Origin of the sequence: Tardiphaga sp. 862_B3_N4_1 (assembly GCF_051811085.1) — a bacterium.
GTDB classification, from domain to species: Bacteria; Pseudomonadota; Alphaproteobacteria; order Rhizobiales; family Xanthobacteraceae; genus Tardiphaga; species Tardiphaga robiniae.
Genome location: NZ_JBPWQB010000002.1, coordinates 2,379,496 through 2,398,842 on the forward strand (window position 1 = coordinate 2,379,496; position 19,347 = coordinate 2,398,842).

Consider the following 19,347-nt stretch of genomic DNA (forward strand, 5'->3'; position numbering starts at 1 on the left):
CTATTTGGGTGCCATCTTTTCCAGCGCGGCGCGCTTCCACAGATCCCAGGCCCGGCCATGGATCTGGTCGATCACAGCCAGCGTTTTCTGGCTTTCCTCGCCCAGCAAATAGCTCACCGATCCGCCGAGCGCGAGCGCCTGTGACTGCAACTGTGCATTCACGTTGCTGTAATGAGCGCGAAATACCGCCATTGGAATGGTGGCTGCCACGACGACACTGCCATGGCCTCGCATCAGCGCGACGCTGCGGTCGCCGAGCGTACTGGCCAGCGCCTTGCCCAGTTGCGTGTTGCTGACCAGCATGTTGCTCATGCCGGCGCTATCGCGGATCTCGAACACCGGCACGTCGGGAAACAGGAAGGCGCCGAGGTGAAACACCGGCCGTAACGGCGTGCTGCTGACGCTGAAGGGGATGATCCCCGGCGAATGTGTATGGACGATGGCTTTGACGTCGGGCCGGGCCTTGTAGATTTCGCCGTGGATGAAGCGTTCGAGGAAACTGGCGCGTCCCTTCGCATCGACCGGATTGGAGTCGAGGTCGTATTCCATGATGTCGTCGGCCGTGACCAGCGCCGGAGCCACGGAGCGCCCCATCAGGTAGCGATTGGGGTCGGTCGGGTGGCGCATGCTGACATGGCCGAATCCGTCGATCACATTGAGATCGGTAAGGACGCGGTTCGCCACCACGAGGTCCTGCATCAACGCTGGGTCGATGGGGCCGGCAGATGTTGGCGCGGGGGTCTGTGCTGCGGTTTGTGCGAAGGCCGGTTGCAGGGAGAGTGCGAACACCATTGCCAGCAGCATTGGCGCAGCCGATCGTGTCGACGCCATTGTAGTCCTCCCCCTGTCGAGCGGCGGGTTGGTCCGCCTTGCTCGCTATATTATGCGGCCAGCACCGGGCCGCCAGCTTTCTTCCACGCATCGATGCCGCCGTCTAGATGTGCGGCATTGTCGATGCCAGCATCCTTTGCGGCACTGACCGCCATGGCCGAGCGTTCCCCAAAGGCACAGAAGAACACGATGCGGCGCTTGGTGGCAGTGGCGACCTCCCGCAACATGCCGCCGGGCTTGAGGCTGTCCGATATCGACGGGTAGGGCGCATGCAGCGCGCCAGCGAGCACGCCGTGCTTGGCGCGCTCGCTGCTCTCGCGCAGATCAACCAGCAGGATGGCGGGATCGCCGAGATGAGCAATGGCCTCCCGCGGAGACAGCGCCAGGCCTTGCTTCTTCAGCGCGTCCGGCTTCAGCCCGACCTTCATATTAGCCGGGATCACCACATCCATCAGTTTCGGATTTGGCAGATTAAGTTTGCCCATCAGCTCGATGTAGTCCTCGACGGACTTCACCTGCAGCCGTGGATTATAGCGCTTCTCTTCGCCGATGGTGCTGACAGTGTCGCCCTTGTAGTCGTGCGCCGGGAACACCATCGTCTCGTCGGGCAGCTTGAGCAAGCGGTTGAACAGTGAATCATATTGCGCCCGTGCGCTGCCGTTCTGGAAATCGGTGCGGCCGGTGCCGCGGATCAGCAGCGTGTCGCCGGTGAAGACGCGGTCGCCCATCAGATAGCTGTAGGAGTCATCGGTGTGGCCGGGCGTATACATCACATCGAGCTCGACGCCTTCGATCGTCACCTTGTCGCCGTCGCTGACGCGCATGGCGACGACGTCGGCCTTGCTCTGATCGCCCATGATGGTGACGCAATGGGTGCGGTCGCGCAGTTCGGCGAGGCCGGTGACGTGGTCCGCATGAAGATGCGTATCGACCGCCTTCACGAGCTTCAGGTCGAGCTCGCGCAGCAACTGGCAATAGCGATCGACCTTTTCCAGGACAGGATCGAGGATCAGCGCCTCGCCGCCGTGGCGGCTGGCAAGCAGGTAGCTATATGTGCCGGACACACTGTCGAACAGCTGACGGAAGATCATGGGCGCACCAATTCTGCGTGGTCGATCTTTCTTCAGATCTTGTATTCGCTAGAATATTAACCCAATTACCGGCGTTTGGACGATCTTTTTCTTCTCTTGTTCGTGAAGGCAACTTCGGGATACTGCCCGCAGCAGTGAGGGCCTGATGGCGGAATATGTGGTCGAATTCGGTCGGGATGGCCGACGCGTGGAAGATGATGGCCGGCTCGATGCCGCAGCTTTCCATCGCAACCACGAGGCGATCTGGCGGGTTCTTGCGACTTTCCTGCAGCAGGCTTGCGGCGACGTTGTGGAAGTCGGCAGCGGCACCGGCCAGCATGTCATTCACTTCGCTGGACAAACGCCCGACATTACCTGGTGGCCGAGCGACCTCAACGACGCTCATCTCAAAAGCATCGCCGCCTGGCGCACCCATGCGAAATTGACCAATGTCAGACCGCCGCTGCGGATCGATCTGACCGATCCGGCATGGTGCCCGGAGATGGAGAACGGCAACGGCCCGGATGCTCTGCTCGCGGTGTTCTGCGCCAATGTCGTTCACATCGCACCCTGGCCCGTCGCCGAAGGCTTGATCGCGGGCGCAGCAAAATATCTGCGGCCGGATGGACATCTCTTTATCTATGGCCCGTTCAAGCGCGGCGGCAAACATACGGCCGTGAGCAATGCCGTGTTCGACACCAGCCTGCGCGACGGTAATCCTGACTGGGGCGTGCGCGATGTCGAGGATCTGGAGCACGTCGCGCAGGGCGGCGGCCTTCGGCTGGCTGAGGTCATCGAGATGCCCGCCAACAATCTGATCCTTGTATTTGCCAGGTCGCCGGGATGATCGGCGCATGGTGCGTGCGCGCTGGCGTGTGTTGATCTGCCGCAGGGCGGTCGTCATAGTCGCGCTGAACAAAGGCCCCGGGACGAACCGGGCCACATCCGGGCGGACTTTCCCATGATCGACGCGGCTACCCCAGAGATTCACGATGACGCGCGCGCACGTTCCAACGTGATGCGGCTGGCTGCGGCGCAGGCGCTTGGCGGCGCCAATTCGGCGGTCATCTTCGCCACCGGCGCCATTGTCGGGGCGACGCTGGCGCCGAGCGTGTCGCTCGCGACGGTGCCGATCTCGGTCTATGTCGTCGGACTTGCCTGCGGGACGCTGCCGGTCGGCATGATCTCCCGCGCCTATGGCCGCCGCGTCGCCTTCATCATCGGCAGTGGCGCCGGTGCGATCTGCGGCCTGCTCGGCGCCATCGCGATCCTGAAAGCATCATTCGCACTGTTCTGCTGCGCGACATTCTTCGGCGGCTTCTACGGCGCGGTCGCGCAATCCTATCGCTTCGCCGCCGCCGATGGCGCCAGCCCGTCCTATCGCCCGAAAGCCGTCTCCTGGGTGATGGCCGGCGGCGTATTCGCCGGCGTGCTGGGTCCGCAACTCGTGCAGTGGACCATGGATATCTGGTCGCCCTATCTGTTTGCTGCGAGCTTCGCGGCGCAGGCGGTGGTTGCCCTGATCGCGATGGCGCTGCTCTCGACCGTGGATGCGCCGAAGCCTGCGCCTGCGGACATGCATGGTGGCCGGCCGTTGCTCGAGATCGTGCGGCAGCCACGCTTCATCGCAGCCGCGATTTGCGGCGTGGTGTCGTATTCGATGATGAATCTCGTGATGACCTCGGCGCCGCTGGCGATGAAGCTTTGCGGGCTGACGCTGAGCGATTCCAATTTCGGCCTGCAGTGGCACATCGTGGCGATGTACGGTCCGAGCTTCTTCACGGGATCGCTGATCGCACGCTTTGGCGCGTCGAAGGTCGTGGCCGCAGGTCTGGCGCTGGAGGCGATCGCCGCGGTGATCGGCATCGCCGGCATCAGCGCGATGCATTTCTGGGTCTGTCTCGTCGTGCTCGGCCTCGGCTGGAATTTCGGCTTCATCGGCGCTTCCGCGCTGGTGCTGGAGACCCATCGGCCCCAGGAGCGCAACAAGGTGCAGGCCTTCAACGACTTCCTGGTGTTCGGCCTGATGGCGGTAGGCTCGTTCTCGTCCGGCCAGTTGCTCGCGAATTACGGCTGGTCGACAGTCAATGCTGTGGTTTTCCCGCCGGTCGTTCTCGGGCTCGTGGCGCTGGTCATGGCCGGTTTCATCAAGCGCCGCGCGGTGCAGCAGGCTGCGGCGTTTCCCGATCCGGCGGTCTAACCAAGGCGCATCACACACTTGCCGGCCGGGCGATCACCATCGCCCAAGCCGGCATTTGTGAACGACACTCTGGGACGTCCGGACGTCGTCAGGCCGTTCCTGTGTTTCCAGTGATCGAGGCAGTAACCAATTTCTGGGTGATGCCTTGTCCGCTCAGCAGGCGGACAGCCGGACTTCTTGTTTCGGGAAAGATGGCCAGCAGGGTGTTCGACCCTTTCACTTCAGACCAGCCAAGCTCCTGCGCGTGAACCGCAGCACGCTGAGACACACGCACAAATGCTGCCGTCGGCTGGCCATTCTTGCCGGTCTCGATCATCAGATTTTTCAGTTCCTTGTCGAGGTAGCGCATCAGGTCGGCTTTCAACGTGCCGAAATCGGCATTGCAATCCCGCAGCACCGCCGCGGCATCGGCGTCATCGACCAGTGCGAGTAACAGGTGCTCCAAGGTTGCATATTGATGACCTCTCTGGTCGGCATATTCGATTGCGCGTCGCCGCGTCGCGTGAAGCGCGGGCGAAAGCGGCAGCGTCGACAGGTCGATAAGTGCATCGGCGCTTTTCAGCCTCTTCACTGGGTCGAGGGTCGCCAGCAGCCTCTGCTTTTCGCTGATCGGCAGGACGATATGCGAGGCGATGACGTCGGCAACCCGTCCGGGGTCGAGGGTTCTCTCCAGTGGCGGCCAAATCGGTGGCACGCGCATGTCGTGAGCCGAAACGTAGCTCTCGAACCGCTTGACTGCCTGCTGGATCAGTTCGGGCTCATCAGGAATAGGACCCTCACTCACGCCTGTAACATCGGCTCTATACGAGCCAGTCTCGCCTACGAAACGCTGAATCACGACGCGTTGACGCCCCTGTGCCAGAACTCTGAGCGTGCCGTCATCAAGCCTTTGAATTTCAAGCAACTGGGCGAGAACGCCAATGTCGTAGATGTCCTCGAAGCCAGGTTCGTCAACAGTTTCGTTCTTTTGAACAGCAAGCACGACCTCTCGCTGCCGCGCAAAGGCATCTTTCAGAGCGAGTATTGTTTTCTCCCGTCCGACAAAAAGCGGGTAGGTCGTTGTCGGGAATGGAACGAGATCTCTCAGAGGAATGGCCGGGTAGCTTGATATTCCGGTTTGAAGTTTGATAGTCGGCACTTCTGGCGAAGTTCGACCGACCTGCAGCATCGCAGACAAGGTATTCCAGTCAGCGACACCCAATATTCTCGATATCAGCTCCAGGCTTTCGCTGTGACTGATCGTGACGGCTTTGGTGGTGAGGTTTTCGCGCAGGGTCTGCGCCATAGCCTTTGCATCGCGAAAATCGCGCATCTGTTTCGTCCTTTGCGTGAGCGAACCAGGGGGCATCAGGTGGTTGCGTTGCTGACCCGGTCGCTCGGACAAAGGGTGTCGGCAAAGGAAGCGATACGTTCACCGTCCCGTTCAGGGCGCAACCGGCAGGTCGTATCAACCAAGGTAAAATTGGCTCAAACGCGTCTAGCTGTCAATGAGGTGGAACTGTCGGCTGCGTTCACGCGACAGTGAGACCTGTATCAGTCGACATCGGCCAACTGCTCAGCAGTCTCGAACGCGTCGCGCGGCCATGAGATTTGCACCACCGCGCCGTGATCGGGAAATACACGATTGCTGAAAGTGACTCTGGCGCCGGTGCGCTCCAGCAGCGTGCGCGCGATGAACACGCCGAGGCCGAGGCCGCGATGTTCGCCCTCTTCGGCGGGGCGCCGACGCGACAGATAGGGCTCGCCGATCCGCTTCAGCAGGTCCGGTGGAATGCCCGGGCCATCGTCCGAGATCGAGATCACGATACTTTCCGCATTCCACCAGGCGTTCACCTCGACCTGCTCCCGCGCGAAATCGACCGCATTCTCCAGAATATTGCCGACGCCGTAGAGGATCGCCGGATTGCGCATGCCGGCCGGTTCCGGGGCGTTGGCGACGGCGATGCGTATCTTGATGGCAATGCCAAAGTCGCGATGCGGCGCCACCGCTTCCTCGATCAGCTGCGAGAGCGGCATGCGGTCGAATGGCGCCCCGCTCGAATTCAACTGCGTGATCTTGGACAGAATCTCGCGGCAGCGCTGCGCCTGTTCGCGGACGGTCTTCAGATCGTCGGCGAGTTCCGGATTGTTGTGGATGTTCTTCTCGAGCTCGCGGGAGATCAGGAAGATGGTCGAGAGCGGCGTTCCCAATTCGTGCGCGGCAGCGGCGGCGAGACCGTCGATCTGGGTCAAATGCTGCTCGCGCGTCAGCACCAGTTCGGTGGCGGCGAGTGCGTCCGAAAGCTTGCGGGCTTCCTCGGTGACCTGAAACGCATAGAGGCTGGTTACGCCGATGGCGGTCAGGATCGAGAACCAAACGCCGAGCAGATAGATTTGCGGCAACACCAGCGGTTCTGCGGAGTCCCACGGTAGTGGCAGATGAAAGAACGCCAGCACGGTGGCAGAGGCTGCCGCGAGAACGCCGAGCGCGATGGTGAACCGGGTCGGCAATGCCGTCGCCGAGATCAGCACCGGTGCCAGAAACAGGAATGAGAACGGATTCTGCAATCCGCCGGTGCAGTAGAGCAGGCCCGCCAGCTCGATGATATTGAGCGCGAGCAGGGCGGCTGCGAAAAGCGGTTCCAGCCGGTGGACCGGATTGAACAGCGTCTGCAGCACGAGATTGAGGGTCGCCGACAGGCCGATGATCGTCACGCAGGGAATGATGGCGACGTCGTATTCGAGCCCCTGCACCACGACGAAGATCGCCGCCAACTGGCCGAGCGCAGCGAGCCAGCGCAAACGCAGAATCGTGTCGAGACGAACATAACGGCGCGGCTGGCGAAAGTCGGAGGCGGAAATATCGGTCATATCAGGACATTAGACGCCCCGGGCGATGACCACAAACCCATGCGGGCTGCGGCCACTTGAAGCGCCCAAGCTTGCCTTCGCCGCCACAATGCCGCATGGAACGGCAGCAATGACGATTGAAGACACCAAGTCAGGTCATGCGGCGACGGTTGATCGCAATGCTTCGGCGGCGATCGACGTCGCGCATCTCGTCAAATTCTACAAGACCAACCGCGCCGTGGACGACATCTCGTTCAAGATCGCGCGCGGCAGTATCACCGGTCTCCTGGGCGGCAACGGCGCCGGCAAGACCACCACCATTGCCATGATCATGGGGCTGACGCTGCCGACCTCGGGCAAGGTCTCAGTGCTCGGCTGTGCGATGCCGGCGCAATCAGCCGAGGTGCTCGGCCGGATGAATTTTGAAAGCCCTTACGTCGACATGCCAATGCGGCTCACGGTCCGGCAAAACCTCACCGTGTTCGGAAAGCTCTATGCCGTGCCGGACCTCAAGGGCCGTATCGCGCAACTGGCCGAAGACCTCGATCTCACCGATTTTCTCGACCGCGCCAGCGGCAAGCTCTCGGCAGGCCAGAAAACCCGTGTCGCGCTGGCCAAGGCGCTGATCAACGCGCCGGAATTGTTGCTGCTCGATGAGCCGACGGCCTCGCTCGACCCGGATACGGCCGACTGGATCAGGCGACATATCGAGACCTATCGCAGGAGCAACAACGCCACGATCCTCCTAGCCTCGCACAACATGCTGGAAGTCGAGCGGCTATGCGACCGCGTCATCATCATGAAGAAGGGCCGCATCGAGGACGACGACAGCCCGGAGCAGATTCTGCTGCGCTATAACCGCACGACGCTGGAAGACGTGTTCCTCGACGTTGCGCGCGGTCGTGACCGGGAGCAGGCGCCATGAGCCTCGTGGAGCGGTCACACGGCATCGCCATGCATCGCGTCAATGCAATGGTGCTGCGTTACTGGTATCTGTTGGTGTCGTCGTGGCCGCGGATGCTGGAACTGGTCTATTGGCCGGCGCTGCAGATTATCACCTGGGGCTTCCTGCAGAATTACATCTCGCAGAATGCCGGGTTCTTTGCCCAGGCCGGCGGCACGCTGATCGGCGCAGTGATCCTGTGGGACATCCTGTTTCGCGGCCAGCTTGGCTTCTCCATCTCCTTCCTTGAGGAAATGTGGGCGCGCAATCTCGGTAACCTGATGATGAGCCCGCTGAAGCCGATCGAGTTTCTGATCTCGCTGATGATCATGAGCCTGATCCGCCTCGCCATCGGCATCATCCCGATGGTGATTCTCGCAATGTTCTTCAAATTCAACCTGTTCGCGCTCGGCCTGCCGCTGATCGCGTTCTTCTGCAACCTGATCTTCACGAGCTGGTCGCTCGGTATCTTCGTGTCGGGTCTGGTACTGCGCAACGGCCTCGGCGCCGAGAGCATTGTCTGGACGCTGATGTTCGGGCTGATGCCGCTGGCCTGCGTCTACTATCCAGTCTCGGTGCTGCCGACGTGGCTGCAATATGTCGCCTGGGCCTTGCCACCGACCTATGTGTTCGAGGGCATGCGGGCGCTGCTGTTCGATCACACCTTCCGCGCCGACCTGATGTTGACTGCGCTGGCCATCAACGTCGTGCTGTTTATTGTTTCATTCGCGATATTTCTTGGGCTTTTGAACAGCGCCAGGCGCGCCGGAACGTTGATCTCCGGCGGCGAATAAGACCATTTATCAAGGGATAACCGCCGTTTTTACCGCCAATGGCCTGAAAGCCATGTGTGCGGCGCATTGACGCTTTCTTACGCAGACACCAGTATATACTGCAGCGCAAAAGCAGACGCTCAACGAGTGAGGACAGATGCCGATAGGTGAATTTGGCAGGCCGCCAGCCCTGCCGTCCGAGACGAGCCCGGCTCTGACCACCCCGATGTACTGGATGTATGAGATGGCCTACGCGTCGCTCAATCCGGCGCGCGCGATGACAGACGCTACCAGGATGCTGTTTCAGAATCCGCTGAATCCGTTCTCGCAGACCGAGTTCGGCAAGTCGGTGACGGCGGGCTGCGAATTGTTCGAACGCACCACGCGCCGCTACGGCAAGCCGGAATGGGGCCTGCACGATACCGACGTGAATGGTGTGCGCACGCCGATCGAAATCCGTTCGGTGTGGGAAAAGCCGTTCTGCCGTCTGTTGTATTTCGATCGCAAGCACCCGCGTCCGCTGCGCGCACCGCAGCCGCGTGTGTTGATCGTGGCGCCGATGTCCGGCCACTACGCGACATTGCTGCGTGGTACCGTCGAGGCCTTCCTGCCGACCCATGAGGTCTACATCACCGACTGGTCGGATGCGCGTCAGGTACCTCTGGCCGCGGGCCGCTTCGATCTCGAAGACTACATCGACTATGTGATCGAGATGTTCCACGTGCTCGGCGGCAATGTCCATGTTCTCGCCGTCTGTCAGCCCGCCGTGCCGGTGCTTGCTGCGGTGTCGGTGATGGAAGCCGAGAACGATCCCTATGTGCCCCTGTCGATGACGCTGATGGGCGGCCCGATCGATACGCGCCGCAATCCGACCGCTGTGAACAATCTCGCTGCCGAAAAGGGCATGGATTGGTTCCGCAACAACGTGATCACCAAGGTGCCGTTTCCGCATCCAGGTATCATGCGCGACGTCTATCCAGGCTTTTTGCAGCTCAGCGGCTTCATTAGCATGAATCGCGACCGCCACGTGGAAGCACACAGGAAGCTGTTCGAGAACCTGGTGAAGGGCGATGGCGATCTCGTGGACAAGCATCGCGAGTTCTACGACGAATATCTGGCGGTGATGGATCTGACTGCAGAGTATTACCTGCAGACCGTCGATACCGTGTTCGTCAAACATGCGCTGCCGAAGGGCGAGATGACCCATCGCGGCAAGCCTGTTGATCCGTCGAAGGTCGTCAACGTTGCGCTGATGACCGTCGAAGGCGAGAACGACGATATTTCCGGCCTCGGTCAGACCGAAGCTACGCATATGTTGTGCAGTTCGATCCCCGATGAGCGTCGTGTGCATTACGTTCAGAAGGGCGTTGGACACTACGGCGTGTTCAATGGATCGCGATTCAAATCTGAAATCGTGCCGCGCGTGTCTGACTTCATGCTGAGCGCAGCAAGCGCGCGCCATCGCGCCGCTGCTGCTGAGTGATTCAACACGCGCACATGCGGTGACGATGCATGTGCGCGATCACCATCGATGAATCGAAAACAACATCGTTGAAATGCGCGATGATCGCGTGTGAGTTGCGATGGCGCGCTTTCTAAGCCCTTGAAAATAGGCATGGAAACCGGATTTTCCGCCTATTTCTAGCAGCGGTGCGCGATTCACTCTTAGATTCCGAAATTCAACGTTCTTTTGAATCCAGATTCCTGTTCCGGACCCCATCCGGTAGGGGACAAATCGCCTTTTGACCCCGTATATTGGGCAAATGATTTGTTTTTGCGCCGAGCAATTCCCGTGGCGGCGGTTATGGCAGAATCCGGTCGATCTACTGACGACCGGGACTACTGACATGGCCTTCCGCGCACTTCTCTACCGCCGCCCCACCGAACCAGACACGCTTGCCGTCAAACACGGCTCCCAGATCTTCGCCATACGCCTGCGCAGGCACCGCCGTGCGACGCGTTATACGCTGCGCATTCATCCGAGCGAGCGCGAAGCGATCCTGACCATGCCGCCGCGTGGGTCATTGGCCGATGCGAAGGACTTCGCACAACGTCATGGCGCCTGGATCGCCGCGCGTCTTGGTCGTTTGCCGAAGGCAGCACCGTTCGAACACGGCACAACGGTTCCGCTGCGGGGAACTCCGCATAGGATCGTGCACCGTGCGGGGCGGGGGACGGTATGGACCGAGACCCGCGACAACGGCGAGAAGATCATCTGCGTCGCCGGCGATGTCGAGCATATCGACCGACGTATCCATGATTTCCTCAAGCGCGAAGCCAAGGCCGATCTCGTCAAGGCATCGAACCGCTATGCGGCGCAGCTGAACGTCAAGGTGAAGCGGATCTCGATCCGCGATCAGTCGAGCCGCTGGGGGTCCTGCACCACCGAGGGCTCGCTGTCGTTCTCGTGGCGTCTGATCCTCGCGCCGCCCTTCGTGCTGGATTATCTCGCGGCCCATGAAGTCGGGCATCTCGTTGAGATGAACCACTCGGTGAAGTTCTGGCGCGTGGTCGGGCGCATCTGCCCCGCGACCGAACGCGCCAAGGCCTGGCTCGATACCCATGGCAACGACCTGCATCGTTTCGGCGTGCAGGATTGAGCTCTTGGTCCCGGCCGCGGTGCTGTGCATCGCGTGCCCGGGACGCTCGCTCACTATCTCCCGAACAGTCGCTCCGTCAGCCAGCCATCCAATCCGCTCGCGGCTTCCGGCCGCACGTTTTGCTGTGGCTGCTGGCGCGCGGCGGGGTAGTTGGTCTGCGTCGGTGCCGGCGGTTGCGGGCGATAGCCGTTATAGACGGGGGCGCTTGGCACGTAGCCGCGTTCCGGTGGCGCTGATGGCGATGGTGCGGGCGATCCGGGCAGCAGGCTCGACAGCGCCTGGCCGATCGGATTGTTGCTGAACGAATTCGACGGCGCCAGGCCAGGCACGGGCTGCGGCTGCAGGCCCTGATGCGCCGTCTTCATGAAGCGCGACCAGATCTCCACGGGCAACCCGCCGCCGGTGGCCTTCTTGGTCGGTGAGTTGTCGTCATTGCCGAGCCAGACGCCGGTGACAAGCTGCGAGGTGTAGCCGATGAACCAGGCGTCGCGGAAATCCTGGCTGGTGCCGGTCTTGCCGGCAGCGTACCAGCCCGGCAGTTCGGCCTTCTTGGCGCTGCCGGACAGGATCGTCTGCTGCATCATCGTGTTCATGGCAGCCACGGCGCGGGCGTCGATCACCTGGCTCGCCGTCTCGGACGGGCGCGTATACAGCGTCTTCTTGCCTTCCACCGTGCGGATGCGGTTCACCACATGGGGCGACACGGCGAGGCCGCCATTGGCGAAGGGCGCATAGGCGCCGACCAGTTCGGTCATCGACACCTCCGAGGTGCCGAGCGCGATCGAGGCATTGGCCTCCAGCTTGGAGGCGATGCCCAGTCGATGCGCGGTGCGCACCACGCTGGCCGGGCCGACCTCGATGCCGAGCCGCACGGCCACGGTGTTCAGCGACATCGACAGCGCCTGGGTCAGGGTCACCGAGCCGAAATATTCGTGGGTGTAGTTCTCGGGCTTCCAGCCCTTGATATCGATCGGCGCGTCGGTGCGGATGGTTTCCGGGGTCAGCCCCGCCTCGATGGCGGTGAGATAGACGAACGGCTTGAAGCTTGATCCCGGCTGGCGCTTCGCGGTCACCGCGCGGTTGAACTGGCTCTCGCTGTAGTTCCGGCCGCCGACCATGGCGCGCACCGAGCCGTCCGGCGTCATCGCCACCAGCGCGCCCTGCGTGACGTTGAACTTGACGCTCTTGGCCGCCAGCTCGTCGATGATGGCGGCTTCGGCGACGCTCTGCAGCTTGGGATCGATGGTGGTCTCGACAATGATGCTCTCGTCGACCTGGCCGACGAGATCGTCCAGCACTTCGCCGATCCAGTCGGCGACATAATTCACCGTGCCGGCGCCGACCGGCTTGACGTTGTATTGCGGCACGCCGGTCGCGCCCTTGGCCTGCGCGGCCGTAATGAATTCGGCGTCCTGCATCGCCGCCAGCACCACCTTGGCGCGGGCCTCGGCGCCTTCCGGATTGCGGTTCGGGGCGAGGCGCGACGGCGACTTCACGAGGCCGGCCAGCATCGCCGCTTCCGCCACCGTGACGTTCTTGGCGGGTTTGCCGAAATATTTCTGCGCCGCCGCTTCCACGCCGTAAGCGCCGGAGCCGAAATAGACGCGGTTGAGATACAGTTCCAGGATCTCCGCCTTGGAATGTTTGCGCTCCAGCCAGAACGCCAGCTCCACTTCCTGCAGCTTGCGCGCCATGGTGCGCTCCTGCGTCAGGAACAGGTTCTTGGCGAGCTGCTGTGTCAGCGTCGAGCCGCCCTGCGACACGCCGCGATGCATCAGGTTGGTGGCGGCCGCGCGCGCGATGCCGATCGGGTCGACGCCGTAATGCGAATAGAAGCGGCGGTCCTCGATGGCGATAAACGCCTTCGGCAGATAGGGCGGCAGATCCTTCAGCGAGACATTGGCGCCGGCCTGTTCGCCGCGCGTCGCCAGCACCGTGCCGTCCATGCCGACGATCTGGATCGTCGGCGGGCGCTTGGGAATTTCCAGCGACTGGATCGGCGGCAGATGCGCGCCGACATAGATCACGACGCCGACAATGGCGATCGCCGCCCACAGGCCGAGCACCGCGCCCCAGTAGAACAGCCGCTTGACGCCTTTGCCGAGGCCGCCGGAGCTGCGCGCCTTGCTGGATGTCCGGGATTTGCGCGGCTTGTCGCCGCCGCCGCTATTGGACTCGCGCTTCGGCGCCTGCTTGGGTGTTTTCTTGGGTCGGTCATCGCCGCCGCCGGGCACGCGATCATCCGCCGTGAGGCGCAGATCGGACAGCGCCGCGCCGATCCCGAAGGTCGGCTCCTTGCGCCCGTTCTTTTTCTTGCCCCACGCCATACGCAAACACCACGCCACCCGATACCGCGAGCCTAGCGGCCGCGGTTTAAGGGGCGGTTACGCAGAAGTTAACGTAAGGGAAACAAGGTTCCATGGTCAGGCCGCTATATGTGTACGTGCTCGTATGCGCGAAGCCTCTGCAAACATGGCTGTCATCCCCGCGAAGGCGGGGATCCATAACCTCCGAGTTCATGTTTGGCCCGAAGGATAAGCGTTGCGAGATCCTCGTCTCGATTATCTCTGCACGTGTCTATGGATCCCCGCCCCGCGTGCGCCTTCGGCGCACTAGGCGGGGATGACACCTGAGCATTGTGTGGCTGCACTGCGCAACACACGCACTGTCCCTCGCACGCTCACGCACCGCTTCACCTGTCAAACAGCCACGCCATTCCCTGGAAAAATCTCACCGCCCACGCGCCGTCCGTATCGCGCCCGTGGCGCAAAGCGGGTGGACCGGTTTTCCCCCTCAACAATGAGGGGGATGACGCGCCGAAAGGCGCAATTGGGTCGTTCTCGCGTTTCGCTCCGGCCTTGCGAAGGCCCTTGCGATCCGCGCATCGCCTTTCGGCGCGCCATCGCGGCTTTTCTGTTCGAGGGACCGCGCTTCCGGGTACTGGGCAGGACTAATGAAAGTCCTTCGTTCCGGACAGGCTTTCGCCTGCCTTCACCCGCACCCGTCCAGCCGTTTCCGGCAGAGCCCCGTAGTGGGCCCGGACGGTGACCCCCGACCTCCCGAGTCCGTGCTTGCGAGGCACGTCCGCAGGCGCCGCATCCAAACTCCACTTCGAAAGCGCCCTCGAGAAGCGCCCCTCGTGAGTAGAACGAAATGGAATATAATCACAGCTGCGGATGTTGTCAATCCTGTCCGGGACAACGCGTAGTATTAGTTCTACCTTCTGTCTCAAAATAGAAGGATTCGTACGATGCTATCGAGCGATCGCCCTATCGCTAGTGAAGACGACGACGTGCTGGGATTCTCTCAGTTTGCCGATGCATTAGCCCGATCACTAACCGAGATGGCGCCGGACGAAGGGATTGTCGTATCGATCGAAGGGGCCTGGGGAGCAGGTAAGACAAGCGCGCTTAGACTAATTGAGCGTCGCATCATTATTCGCGAGTTGGCGCGCGAGAGCGGTATTGCAGTTGCAGACCTAGTTGAACGTGAGTGGTCTGCCGTTGAGGTCGAATGGGAAGCCTTCCACGGCAAAAGGAAGACCCATTTAATTCGCTTCAACCCATGGAATTTCAGCGGTCAAGAGAACTTGGTGCGCGCCTTCTTCGGTGAAGTTGGCGCCGCCATTGGTCATTCAGAAAATGGGGCAATATCGAATGCAATAAAGAAGCTAACGGCATACCTTCCGAGCGTAGGTGTAGTTGCTGGTGGTGCTAGTGCGCTAGCAGCAGGTGGTGTTGCAGCGTTTGGCGTTGGTAGCGCAGCTGGGCGAGCCGTCGGTGAGGGCATTCAAAGCTTTGCTTCAAAAACATCGAGTCTTGAATCTTTAAAGCGTGATCTTGCTGTTGCCCTTAGAGAATCTGCGAAGAGAATCATCATTGTAATTGATGACGTCGATCGGCTTATGCCCTCTGAAATGAGATCGATCTTCTCGCTCGTCAAAAGTCTGGGTGATCTGCCGAATATTCTTTACGTTCTATCCTTCGACAGGAGTGTGGTGACGCAGGCCATGGGAGCCGGAGTAGATCGCGTTGATCCGGATTTCCTCGAGAAGATCATACAAGTGCAGGTCAAGTTACCGCCTCCTTGGCAGGCGGAGATACGAGACCTCTTCTTTCAGCGTCTAAATTCCGTCATTGGCGATACGGAGCCGAACGATTTCGAGAGATGGCAAATGGCTTTCTTTCAGGCGGTTCAGCCCTATATTCAGACGCCGCGGGATGTATCACGTATCTACAATGCGATGCAGATCATATGGCCGAATGTTGCAGGTGACGTTGATCTAACGGATCTTGTGATTCTAACGTCGTTGCAATTGTTCGAGCCCGGAGAGTATGAGAAAATTTTCGAGAACATCGAGGAACTGTCTGGTGAAAACTGGACCTTCAAGGAGGAGAAAGAATTTTCCTCTGGCTTCGAGCCGAGAAATGCGAAGAATCCACAGGCAGCGAAGAAGGCTCTCGCTTATCTCTTCCCCGCACTTGCAAAAGGTTGGAATGAGCACATTGGCGATATTCCCTACTTAAAAAAGCGCGAACACAGACGGATATGTACTAAACAATACTATAGAAATTATTTTCTGTTTGGGCGCGACCCAAGCCGACAATCCAAAGCTGATATTGAAGCGTTACTTTCGGCGGTGGATGTGAGTGAGAGACTCCCCATTTTTCTGAGGGAACTCGCTCAGAGGAAAGTTGGCAAGCGGAACCCACCTGTCGCAAATTTTTTGGAGCAGGTCTTCGAGACTGTGCATGTGAAGCCACTATTGTCCGAGGAGACATTAAGAACATTTCTCGACGTTAGTGATGAGCTGATCCAAAGGGAGGATAGGGTCTGGGAATTCTTTGTGGAGGATAATCTTCAGAGGTTGGAATCTATTACCGTGCATGGCCTCACTCCACTCTCTGCGGCTGAGAGGCTGAAAAGGCTTTCAATTTTACAAGCGCATCCTAGAGGGATCACGCTTGCGAGCAACGCTGTAATCCGTCTTGCGGGTCAGCATGGTCTTTATGGAGGCGAGGCCACTTACGGCGATGATTGTTATATGGGACGCGAGGAAGCTATCAATGCGGCGGAGATGATCGCAACCAGGATTAGCGGCATCGCTGAGAATGGCCAGCTTCTTCAACTCATTCGGCCCGTCCGGCTTATCTTCATTTGGCGATCAATCGCTGGTGTTAAACCAGTTAGAGAGTGGCTAATGAAAGAGATCGCCGTTGATGATTCTGTTTTGCGGTTAGCTCAGGTTCTTGCAAGCACGTCATATCGTACAGTTGGAACGACTAGGTCAGAGGTTCGAATTTTTAATGCAAAGACATTCTCCGAATTGATTGACGTCACGCACTTTAAGGAGAGACTTTCCAGTGCCGCGCAGAATGCTGGCTCAGACGAGAGCCGTCGTATTCAGAGTGAATTTCTTAAGGCTGAACTGCGCGGCAGTGAAGATTAATTGATTAATCAGATCGAATCATCCTGTCGCCGCATTGATCTCACCAAACCACCACACCTATTCCAGACCTTCTGCACACTCCCGCGCTACCCCTTCGCTCCTTCCCAACCGGAAAGGAACGACCATGCGCATTATGACAGCGACGGCCCTCGCGGCCATTCTCTCGCTCGGCACGCCGGGTTTCGTGTTCGCACAGGGAGCCGCGACCCAGGCTGAAAAGGCGCCGGCCAAGTCCGGCGGGCAGACCAGCGCCAAGATCTCCAGCATCCAGGTGGTGGACATCAAGCAATTGCCGGAGGCGGTGAAGGCGCAGGTCGAGGAGGTCGTGTCGAAATCCAGCGCCGAGGACATGCAGGCGCTGCGCGCCTCGATCGATGCCTCGCCGGCGGCCGCCAATGCGCTCAAGGAAAAGGGCATGAGTTCGGCGCAGGTGGTGGCGATCAATATCGCCGACGGCGTGCTGACGATGTTTGCCAAGACGGCCTGATCGCAGGCTATGGTTTGCACCGGAAAACGGCTTCGCCGTCGTTTCCGGTGCAACGGTGGTCAGTTAGCAGCCGCGATCTTCTGGGCCTCGGCTAAGTCATCCGCATAGTACTTCTTTGCGCATTCTGCATTATAGGTGTCGATATCTCCATTATGGACATCGACGCTGGAGTTAAAAGATAACTGTTCCGACTTTGCTGATTGTGCGAATTCGTTGTGGCGGTCGATGGATGCATTGAACTTGTTCACTGCCAATTTGCTGCGGCGGTCCAGTTGATTGCGCTGCGACTCAAGCGAAGAATTGGAAGCTTGAACCTTCAACTGCAGCTCTTGGATCGAGGCGCGACTGGCTTCAATGCGATCGCTGTCGCTGTCCAGTTTGGTTGCTTTCTTAATGCAAGTAGTGAGCTGAGCGACGCTTAGCACATCGGCTCCATACGTCTTTATGTAGGTCGTCGCGCCTCCAGATGCGCTTGATCGCACTGCGGCAGCTCCACCACGCGCAATTAGGCTACTAAGGAAACGGCCCCCTCCTTGTGCTTCCGCAAATGAGCACATGCCGCTCAACATCGCGGTTGCGAGGAGGAAGCCGGTTCCAGTTTTCATCGATTTCCCTCGGCCTAACCCGCCGAGTCATCCTCGATGATCGGGCCGAACAGTTCCCAGCGCTCGCCGTTGAAGCGCTGCATCTGCAGCTGCTTGTTGACGCGGTAGTCAGTGGGCGAGGTGGAGAGCCGCATGCCGGGCAGGTGAAGGTCGGTTTCGAGCCCGGACAGGCTGGTGGCCTGCTTCATCACATTGGCGCGGGTGAGGTCGTCGCCGCAGCGCTTCAGCACCTCCACCATGAGTTGGGCATTGCCGTAGCCATAGGTGTTGAAGTTCGAGTTCTTGTCGCCGTCGGGATAGTATTTGTCCATGAAGGCCATGTAGCGCTTCATGCCGGCGTCTTCCTTCCATTGCGGGTCCAGCGGGTCCTTGCCGTAATTGGTCGAGATGAGGCCCTTGGAATTGTCGAGCCCCGCAGGTACCAGCACCGCGCCCACCGAGGTCGCATTGATGTCGACGATATGGACCGGCTTCCAGCCGAGATCCGCGACCTTCTTGATGGCCTGGGCGGCGAATTTCGGCGTCGAGGCATTGAACAGCAGGTCGGCGCCGGAGGACTTCAGCTTGACGATTTGCGAGTCGATGGTCGGGTCGGCGAGTTCATAGGACGCTTCCGAGACGATCATCGTCGCGGCCTTGTCGCCGAGCCCGGCCTTCATGCCGGTGAGATAGTCGCGGCCGAGATCGTCATTCTGCCAGAGGATGGCGATCTTGGCGTTCGGATAGGTCTTCAGGATGTATTTGGCGTAGATCCGGCCTTCGGTCTGGTAGTTGGGATTGTAGCCCATGGTCCAAGGGAAGTTCTTCGGATCGGTGAAGCGCGTGGCGCCGGTGGCGGCGAACAGTTGCGGCACGCCCTTGGTGTTGAGATATTTCTGCACGCCGGCATTGGAGGGCGTGCCAATGATCTGGAAGGTCAGCAGCACCTCGTCGGATTCGACGAGCTTGCGCACCTGCTCCACGGCCTTCGGCGGCGAATAGGCGTCGTCATACTGGATCAGGTTGATCTTGCGGCCGTTGATGCCGCCCTGGTCGTTGACCATCTTGAAATAAGCGAGCTGCGTCTTGGCGATCGACGAATAGGCCGAGGCGGGGCCGGAGAACGGCACGGTCTGGCCGATCTTGATTTCGGTGTCGGTGGCACCGGGATCGTATTTCTTCTGCGCGAGTGCCGGATTGATAGCGGCCGATGTGGCCGTCAGCGCAATCGCCGCCATCCCGACAAATTTAGCCGTCGTGGCGAAGCGATGAAGAAGCGATGTTCTCATGTCGTTGCCTCCCTGATGATATGTCATTCGACAGTCGTTCCCGTGTGGGCGCCGTCGTTATCGGGGAGTGTGAGGCAAGGATTTCGCGTTGGCAAGGCGAGGAGATGGGCACTTTCCTTCACCTCTCCCCGCTCCCGGCGAAGCGAAGCTTCGCTAGGTGGGGAGAGGTCGCCGCGTCTTCGCGGCGGGTGAGGGGCGGAGCGCCGATGTTGATGCAAATTCGGTAGGCGTGGTTCGGGCGATCAGTGCGATCCGAGGGCGCGCGTTTGTCGCCGGCTGCGTGCCATGCCCC

General features: G+C 60.2%; 15 protein-coding genes. 8 read left to right on the forward strand and 7 right to left on the reverse strand.

What is annotated here, in order from left to right; genetic code table 11:
* Both AB8B02_RS28525 and AB8B02_RS28530 read right to left on the reverse strand, forming a co-directional pair.
* Window positions 1–831 (reverse strand): class II aldolase/adducin family protein, encoded by an 831-nt coding sequence (locus tag AB8B02_RS28525; protein ID WP_439065805.1) that lies wholly within the window; start codon window positions 829–831, stop codon window positions 1–3.
* 50 nt (window positions 832–881) lie between these two features.
* Window positions 882–1,922, reverse strand: coding sequence for an MBL fold metallo-hydrolase (locus AB8B02_RS28530; RefSeq protein WP_439065806.1), 1,041 nt, complete (start codon window positions 1,920–1,922; stop codon window positions 882–884).
* 145 nt (window positions 1,923–2,067) lie between these two features.
* Here AB8B02_RS28530 and AB8B02_RS28535 point away from each other — a divergent pair, with 145 nt between their 5' ends.
* Complete coding sequence (locus AB8B02_RS28535) at window positions 2,068–2,748, forward strand: DUF938 domain-containing protein (RefSeq protein WP_439065807.1); 681 nt, start codon at window positions 2,068–2,070, stop codon at window positions 2,746–2,748.
* Window positions 2,749–2,862: 114 nt separating this feature from the next.
* Window positions 2,863–4,101, forward strand: a complete 1,239-nt coding sequence (locus AB8B02_RS28540; RefSeq protein ID WP_175368610.1) for an MFS transporter — start codon at window positions 2,863–2,865, stop codon at window positions 4,099–4,101.
* Window positions 4,102–4,189: 88 nt separating this feature from the next.
* Here AB8B02_RS28540 and AB8B02_RS28545 read toward each other — a convergent pair whose 3' ends face one another.
* Both AB8B02_RS28545 and AB8B02_RS28550 read right to left on the reverse strand, forming a co-directional pair.
* The gene (locus AB8B02_RS28545) at window positions 4,190–5,413 is read right to left on the reverse strand and encodes an LON peptidase substrate-binding domain-containing protein (protein WP_439065808.1); all 1,224 of its coding nucleotides are present in this window, start codon (window positions 5,411–5,413) and stop codon (window positions 4,190–4,192) included.
* A 221-nt stretch (window positions 5,414–5,634) separates the two neighbouring features.
* A complete protein-coding gene (locus AB8B02_RS28550; protein WP_439065809.1) occupies window positions 5,635–6,951 on the reverse strand; it encodes an ActS/PrrB/RegB family redox-sensitive histidine kinase in 1,317 nt (438 codons plus the stop codon).
* Between the two features lie 109 nt (window positions 6,952–7,060).
* Between AB8B02_RS28550 and AB8B02_RS28555 the strand changes: the two genes are divergently transcribed.
* From AB8B02_RS28555 to AB8B02_RS28570, 4 genes are all read left to right on the forward strand, one after another.
* Complete coding sequence (locus tag AB8B02_RS28555) at window positions 7,061–7,855, forward strand: ABC transporter ATP-binding protein (RefSeq protein ID WP_439065810.1); 795 nt, start codon at window positions 7,061–7,063, stop codon at window positions 7,853–7,855.
* Complete coding sequence (locus tag AB8B02_RS28560; protein ID WP_439065811.1) at window positions 7,852–8,667, forward strand: ABC transporter permease; 816 nt, start codon at window positions 7,852–7,854, stop codon at window positions 8,665–8,667. Before AB8B02_RS28555 ends, AB8B02_RS28560 begins: the two co-directional genes overlap by 4 nt.
* A gap of 136 nt (window positions 8,668–8,803) precedes the next feature.
* Entirely contained in the window at window positions 8,804–10,129 is a 1,326-nt protein-coding gene (locus AB8B02_RS28565; RefSeq protein ID WP_439065812.1) for a polyhydroxyalkanoate depolymerase, read from the forward strand.
* 280 nt (window positions 10,130–10,409) lie between these two features.
* On the forward strand, window positions 10,410–11,246 hold the full coding sequence (locus AB8B02_RS28570; protein WP_089262719.1) for a M48 family metallopeptidase: 837 nt from the start codon (window positions 10,410–10,412) through the stop codon (window positions 11,244–11,246).
* 53 nt (window positions 11,247–11,299) lie between these two features.
* Here AB8B02_RS28570 and AB8B02_RS28575 read toward each other — a convergent pair whose 3' ends face one another.
* Window positions 11,300–13,573, reverse strand: coding sequence for a transglycosylase domain-containing protein (locus AB8B02_RS28575; RefSeq protein WP_439065813.1), 2,274 nt, complete (start codon window positions 13,571–13,573; stop codon window positions 11,300–11,302).
* 923 nt (window positions 13,574–14,496) lie between these two features.
* On the opposite strand from AB8B02_RS28575, the gene AB8B02_RS28580 reads away from it, so the two are divergent.
* Window positions 14,497–16,695 (forward strand): KAP family P-loop NTPase fold protein, encoded by a 2,199-nt coding sequence (locus tag AB8B02_RS28580; RefSeq protein WP_439065814.1) that lies wholly within the window; start codon window positions 14,497–14,499, stop codon window positions 16,693–16,695.
* 124 nt (window positions 16,696–16,819) lie between these two features.
* Window positions 16,820–17,182, forward strand: coding sequence for a hypothetical protein (locus AB8B02_RS28585; protein ID WP_439065815.1), 363 nt, complete (start codon window positions 16,820–16,822; stop codon window positions 17,180–17,182).
* Between the two features lie 59 nt (window positions 17,183–17,241).
* On the opposite strand, the gene AB8B02_RS28590 is transcribed toward AB8B02_RS28585, so the two are convergent.
* Together AB8B02_RS28590 and AB8B02_RS28595 are read right to left on the reverse strand one after the other, a co-directional pair.
* The gene (locus tag AB8B02_RS28590) at window positions 17,242–17,787 is read right to left on the reverse strand and encodes a hypothetical protein (protein WP_439065816.1); all 546 of its coding nucleotides are present in this window, start codon (window positions 17,785–17,787) and stop codon (window positions 17,242–17,244) included.
* Between the two features lie 14 nt (window positions 17,788–17,801).
* On the reverse strand, window positions 17,802–19,004 hold the full coding sequence (locus AB8B02_RS28595) for an ABC transporter substrate-binding protein (RefSeq protein WP_439065959.1): 1,203 nt from the start codon (window positions 19,002–19,004) through the stop codon (window positions 17,802–17,804).
* Between the last annotated feature and the right edge of the window lie 343 nt (window positions 19,005–19,347).

Coding starts and splice junctions, on each gene's coding strand:
- AB8B02_RS28530 (WP_439065806.1), bottom strand. CDS start 1,922: ATGATCTTCCGTCAGCTGTTCGACAGTGTGTCCGGCACATATAGCTAC.
- AB8B02_RS28580 (WP_439065814.1), top strand. CDS start 14,497: ATGCTATCGAGCGATCGCCCTATCGCTAGTGAAGACGACGACGTGCTG.
- AB8B02_RS28570 (WP_089262719.1), top strand. CDS start 10,410: ATGATTTGTTTTTGCGCCGAGCAATTCCCGTGGCGGCGGTTATGGCAG.
- AB8B02_RS28555 (WP_439065810.1), top strand. CDS start 7,061: ATGACGATTGAAGACACCAAGTCAGGTCATGCGGCGACGGTTGATCGC.
- AB8B02_RS28540 (WP_175368610.1), top strand. CDS start 2,863: ATGATCGACGCGGCTACCCCAGAGATTCACGATGACGCGCGCGCACGT.
- AB8B02_RS28565 (WP_439065812.1), top strand. CDS start 8,804: ATGCCGATAGGTGAATTTGGCAGGCCGCCAGCCCTGCCGTCCGAGACG.
- AB8B02_RS28575 (WP_439065813.1), bottom strand. CDS start 13,573: ATGGCGTGGGGCAAGAAAAAGAACGGGCGCAAGGAGCCGACCTTCGGG.
- AB8B02_RS28585 (WP_439065815.1), top strand. CDS start 16,820: ATGCGCATTATGACAGCGACGGCCCTCGCGGCCATTCTCTCGCTCGGC.
- AB8B02_RS28550 (WP_439065809.1), bottom strand. CDS start 6,951: ATGACCGATATTTCCGCCTCCGACTTTCGCCAGCCGCGCCGTTATGTT.
- AB8B02_RS28560 (WP_439065811.1), top strand. CDS start 7,852: ATGAGCCTCGTGGAGCGGTCACACGGCATCGCCATGCATCGCGTCAAT.
- AB8B02_RS28545 (WP_439065808.1), bottom strand. CDS start 5,413: ATGCGCGATTTTCGCGATGCAAAGGCTATGGCGCAGACCCTGCGCGAA.
- AB8B02_RS28590 (WP_439065816.1), bottom strand. CDS start 17,787: ATGAAAACTGGAACCGGCTTCCTCCTCGCAACCGCGATGTTGAGCGGC.
- AB8B02_RS28535 (WP_439065807.1), top strand. CDS start 2,068: ATGGCGGAATATGTGGTCGAATTCGGTCGGGATGGCCGACGCGTGGAA.
- AB8B02_RS28525 (WP_439065805.1), bottom strand. CDS start 831: ATGGCGTCGACACGATCGGCTGCGCCAATGCTGCTGGCAATGGTGTTC.
- AB8B02_RS28595 (WP_439065959.1), bottom strand. CDS start 19,004: ATGGCGGCGATTGCGCTGACGGCCACATCGGCCGCTATCAATCCGGCA.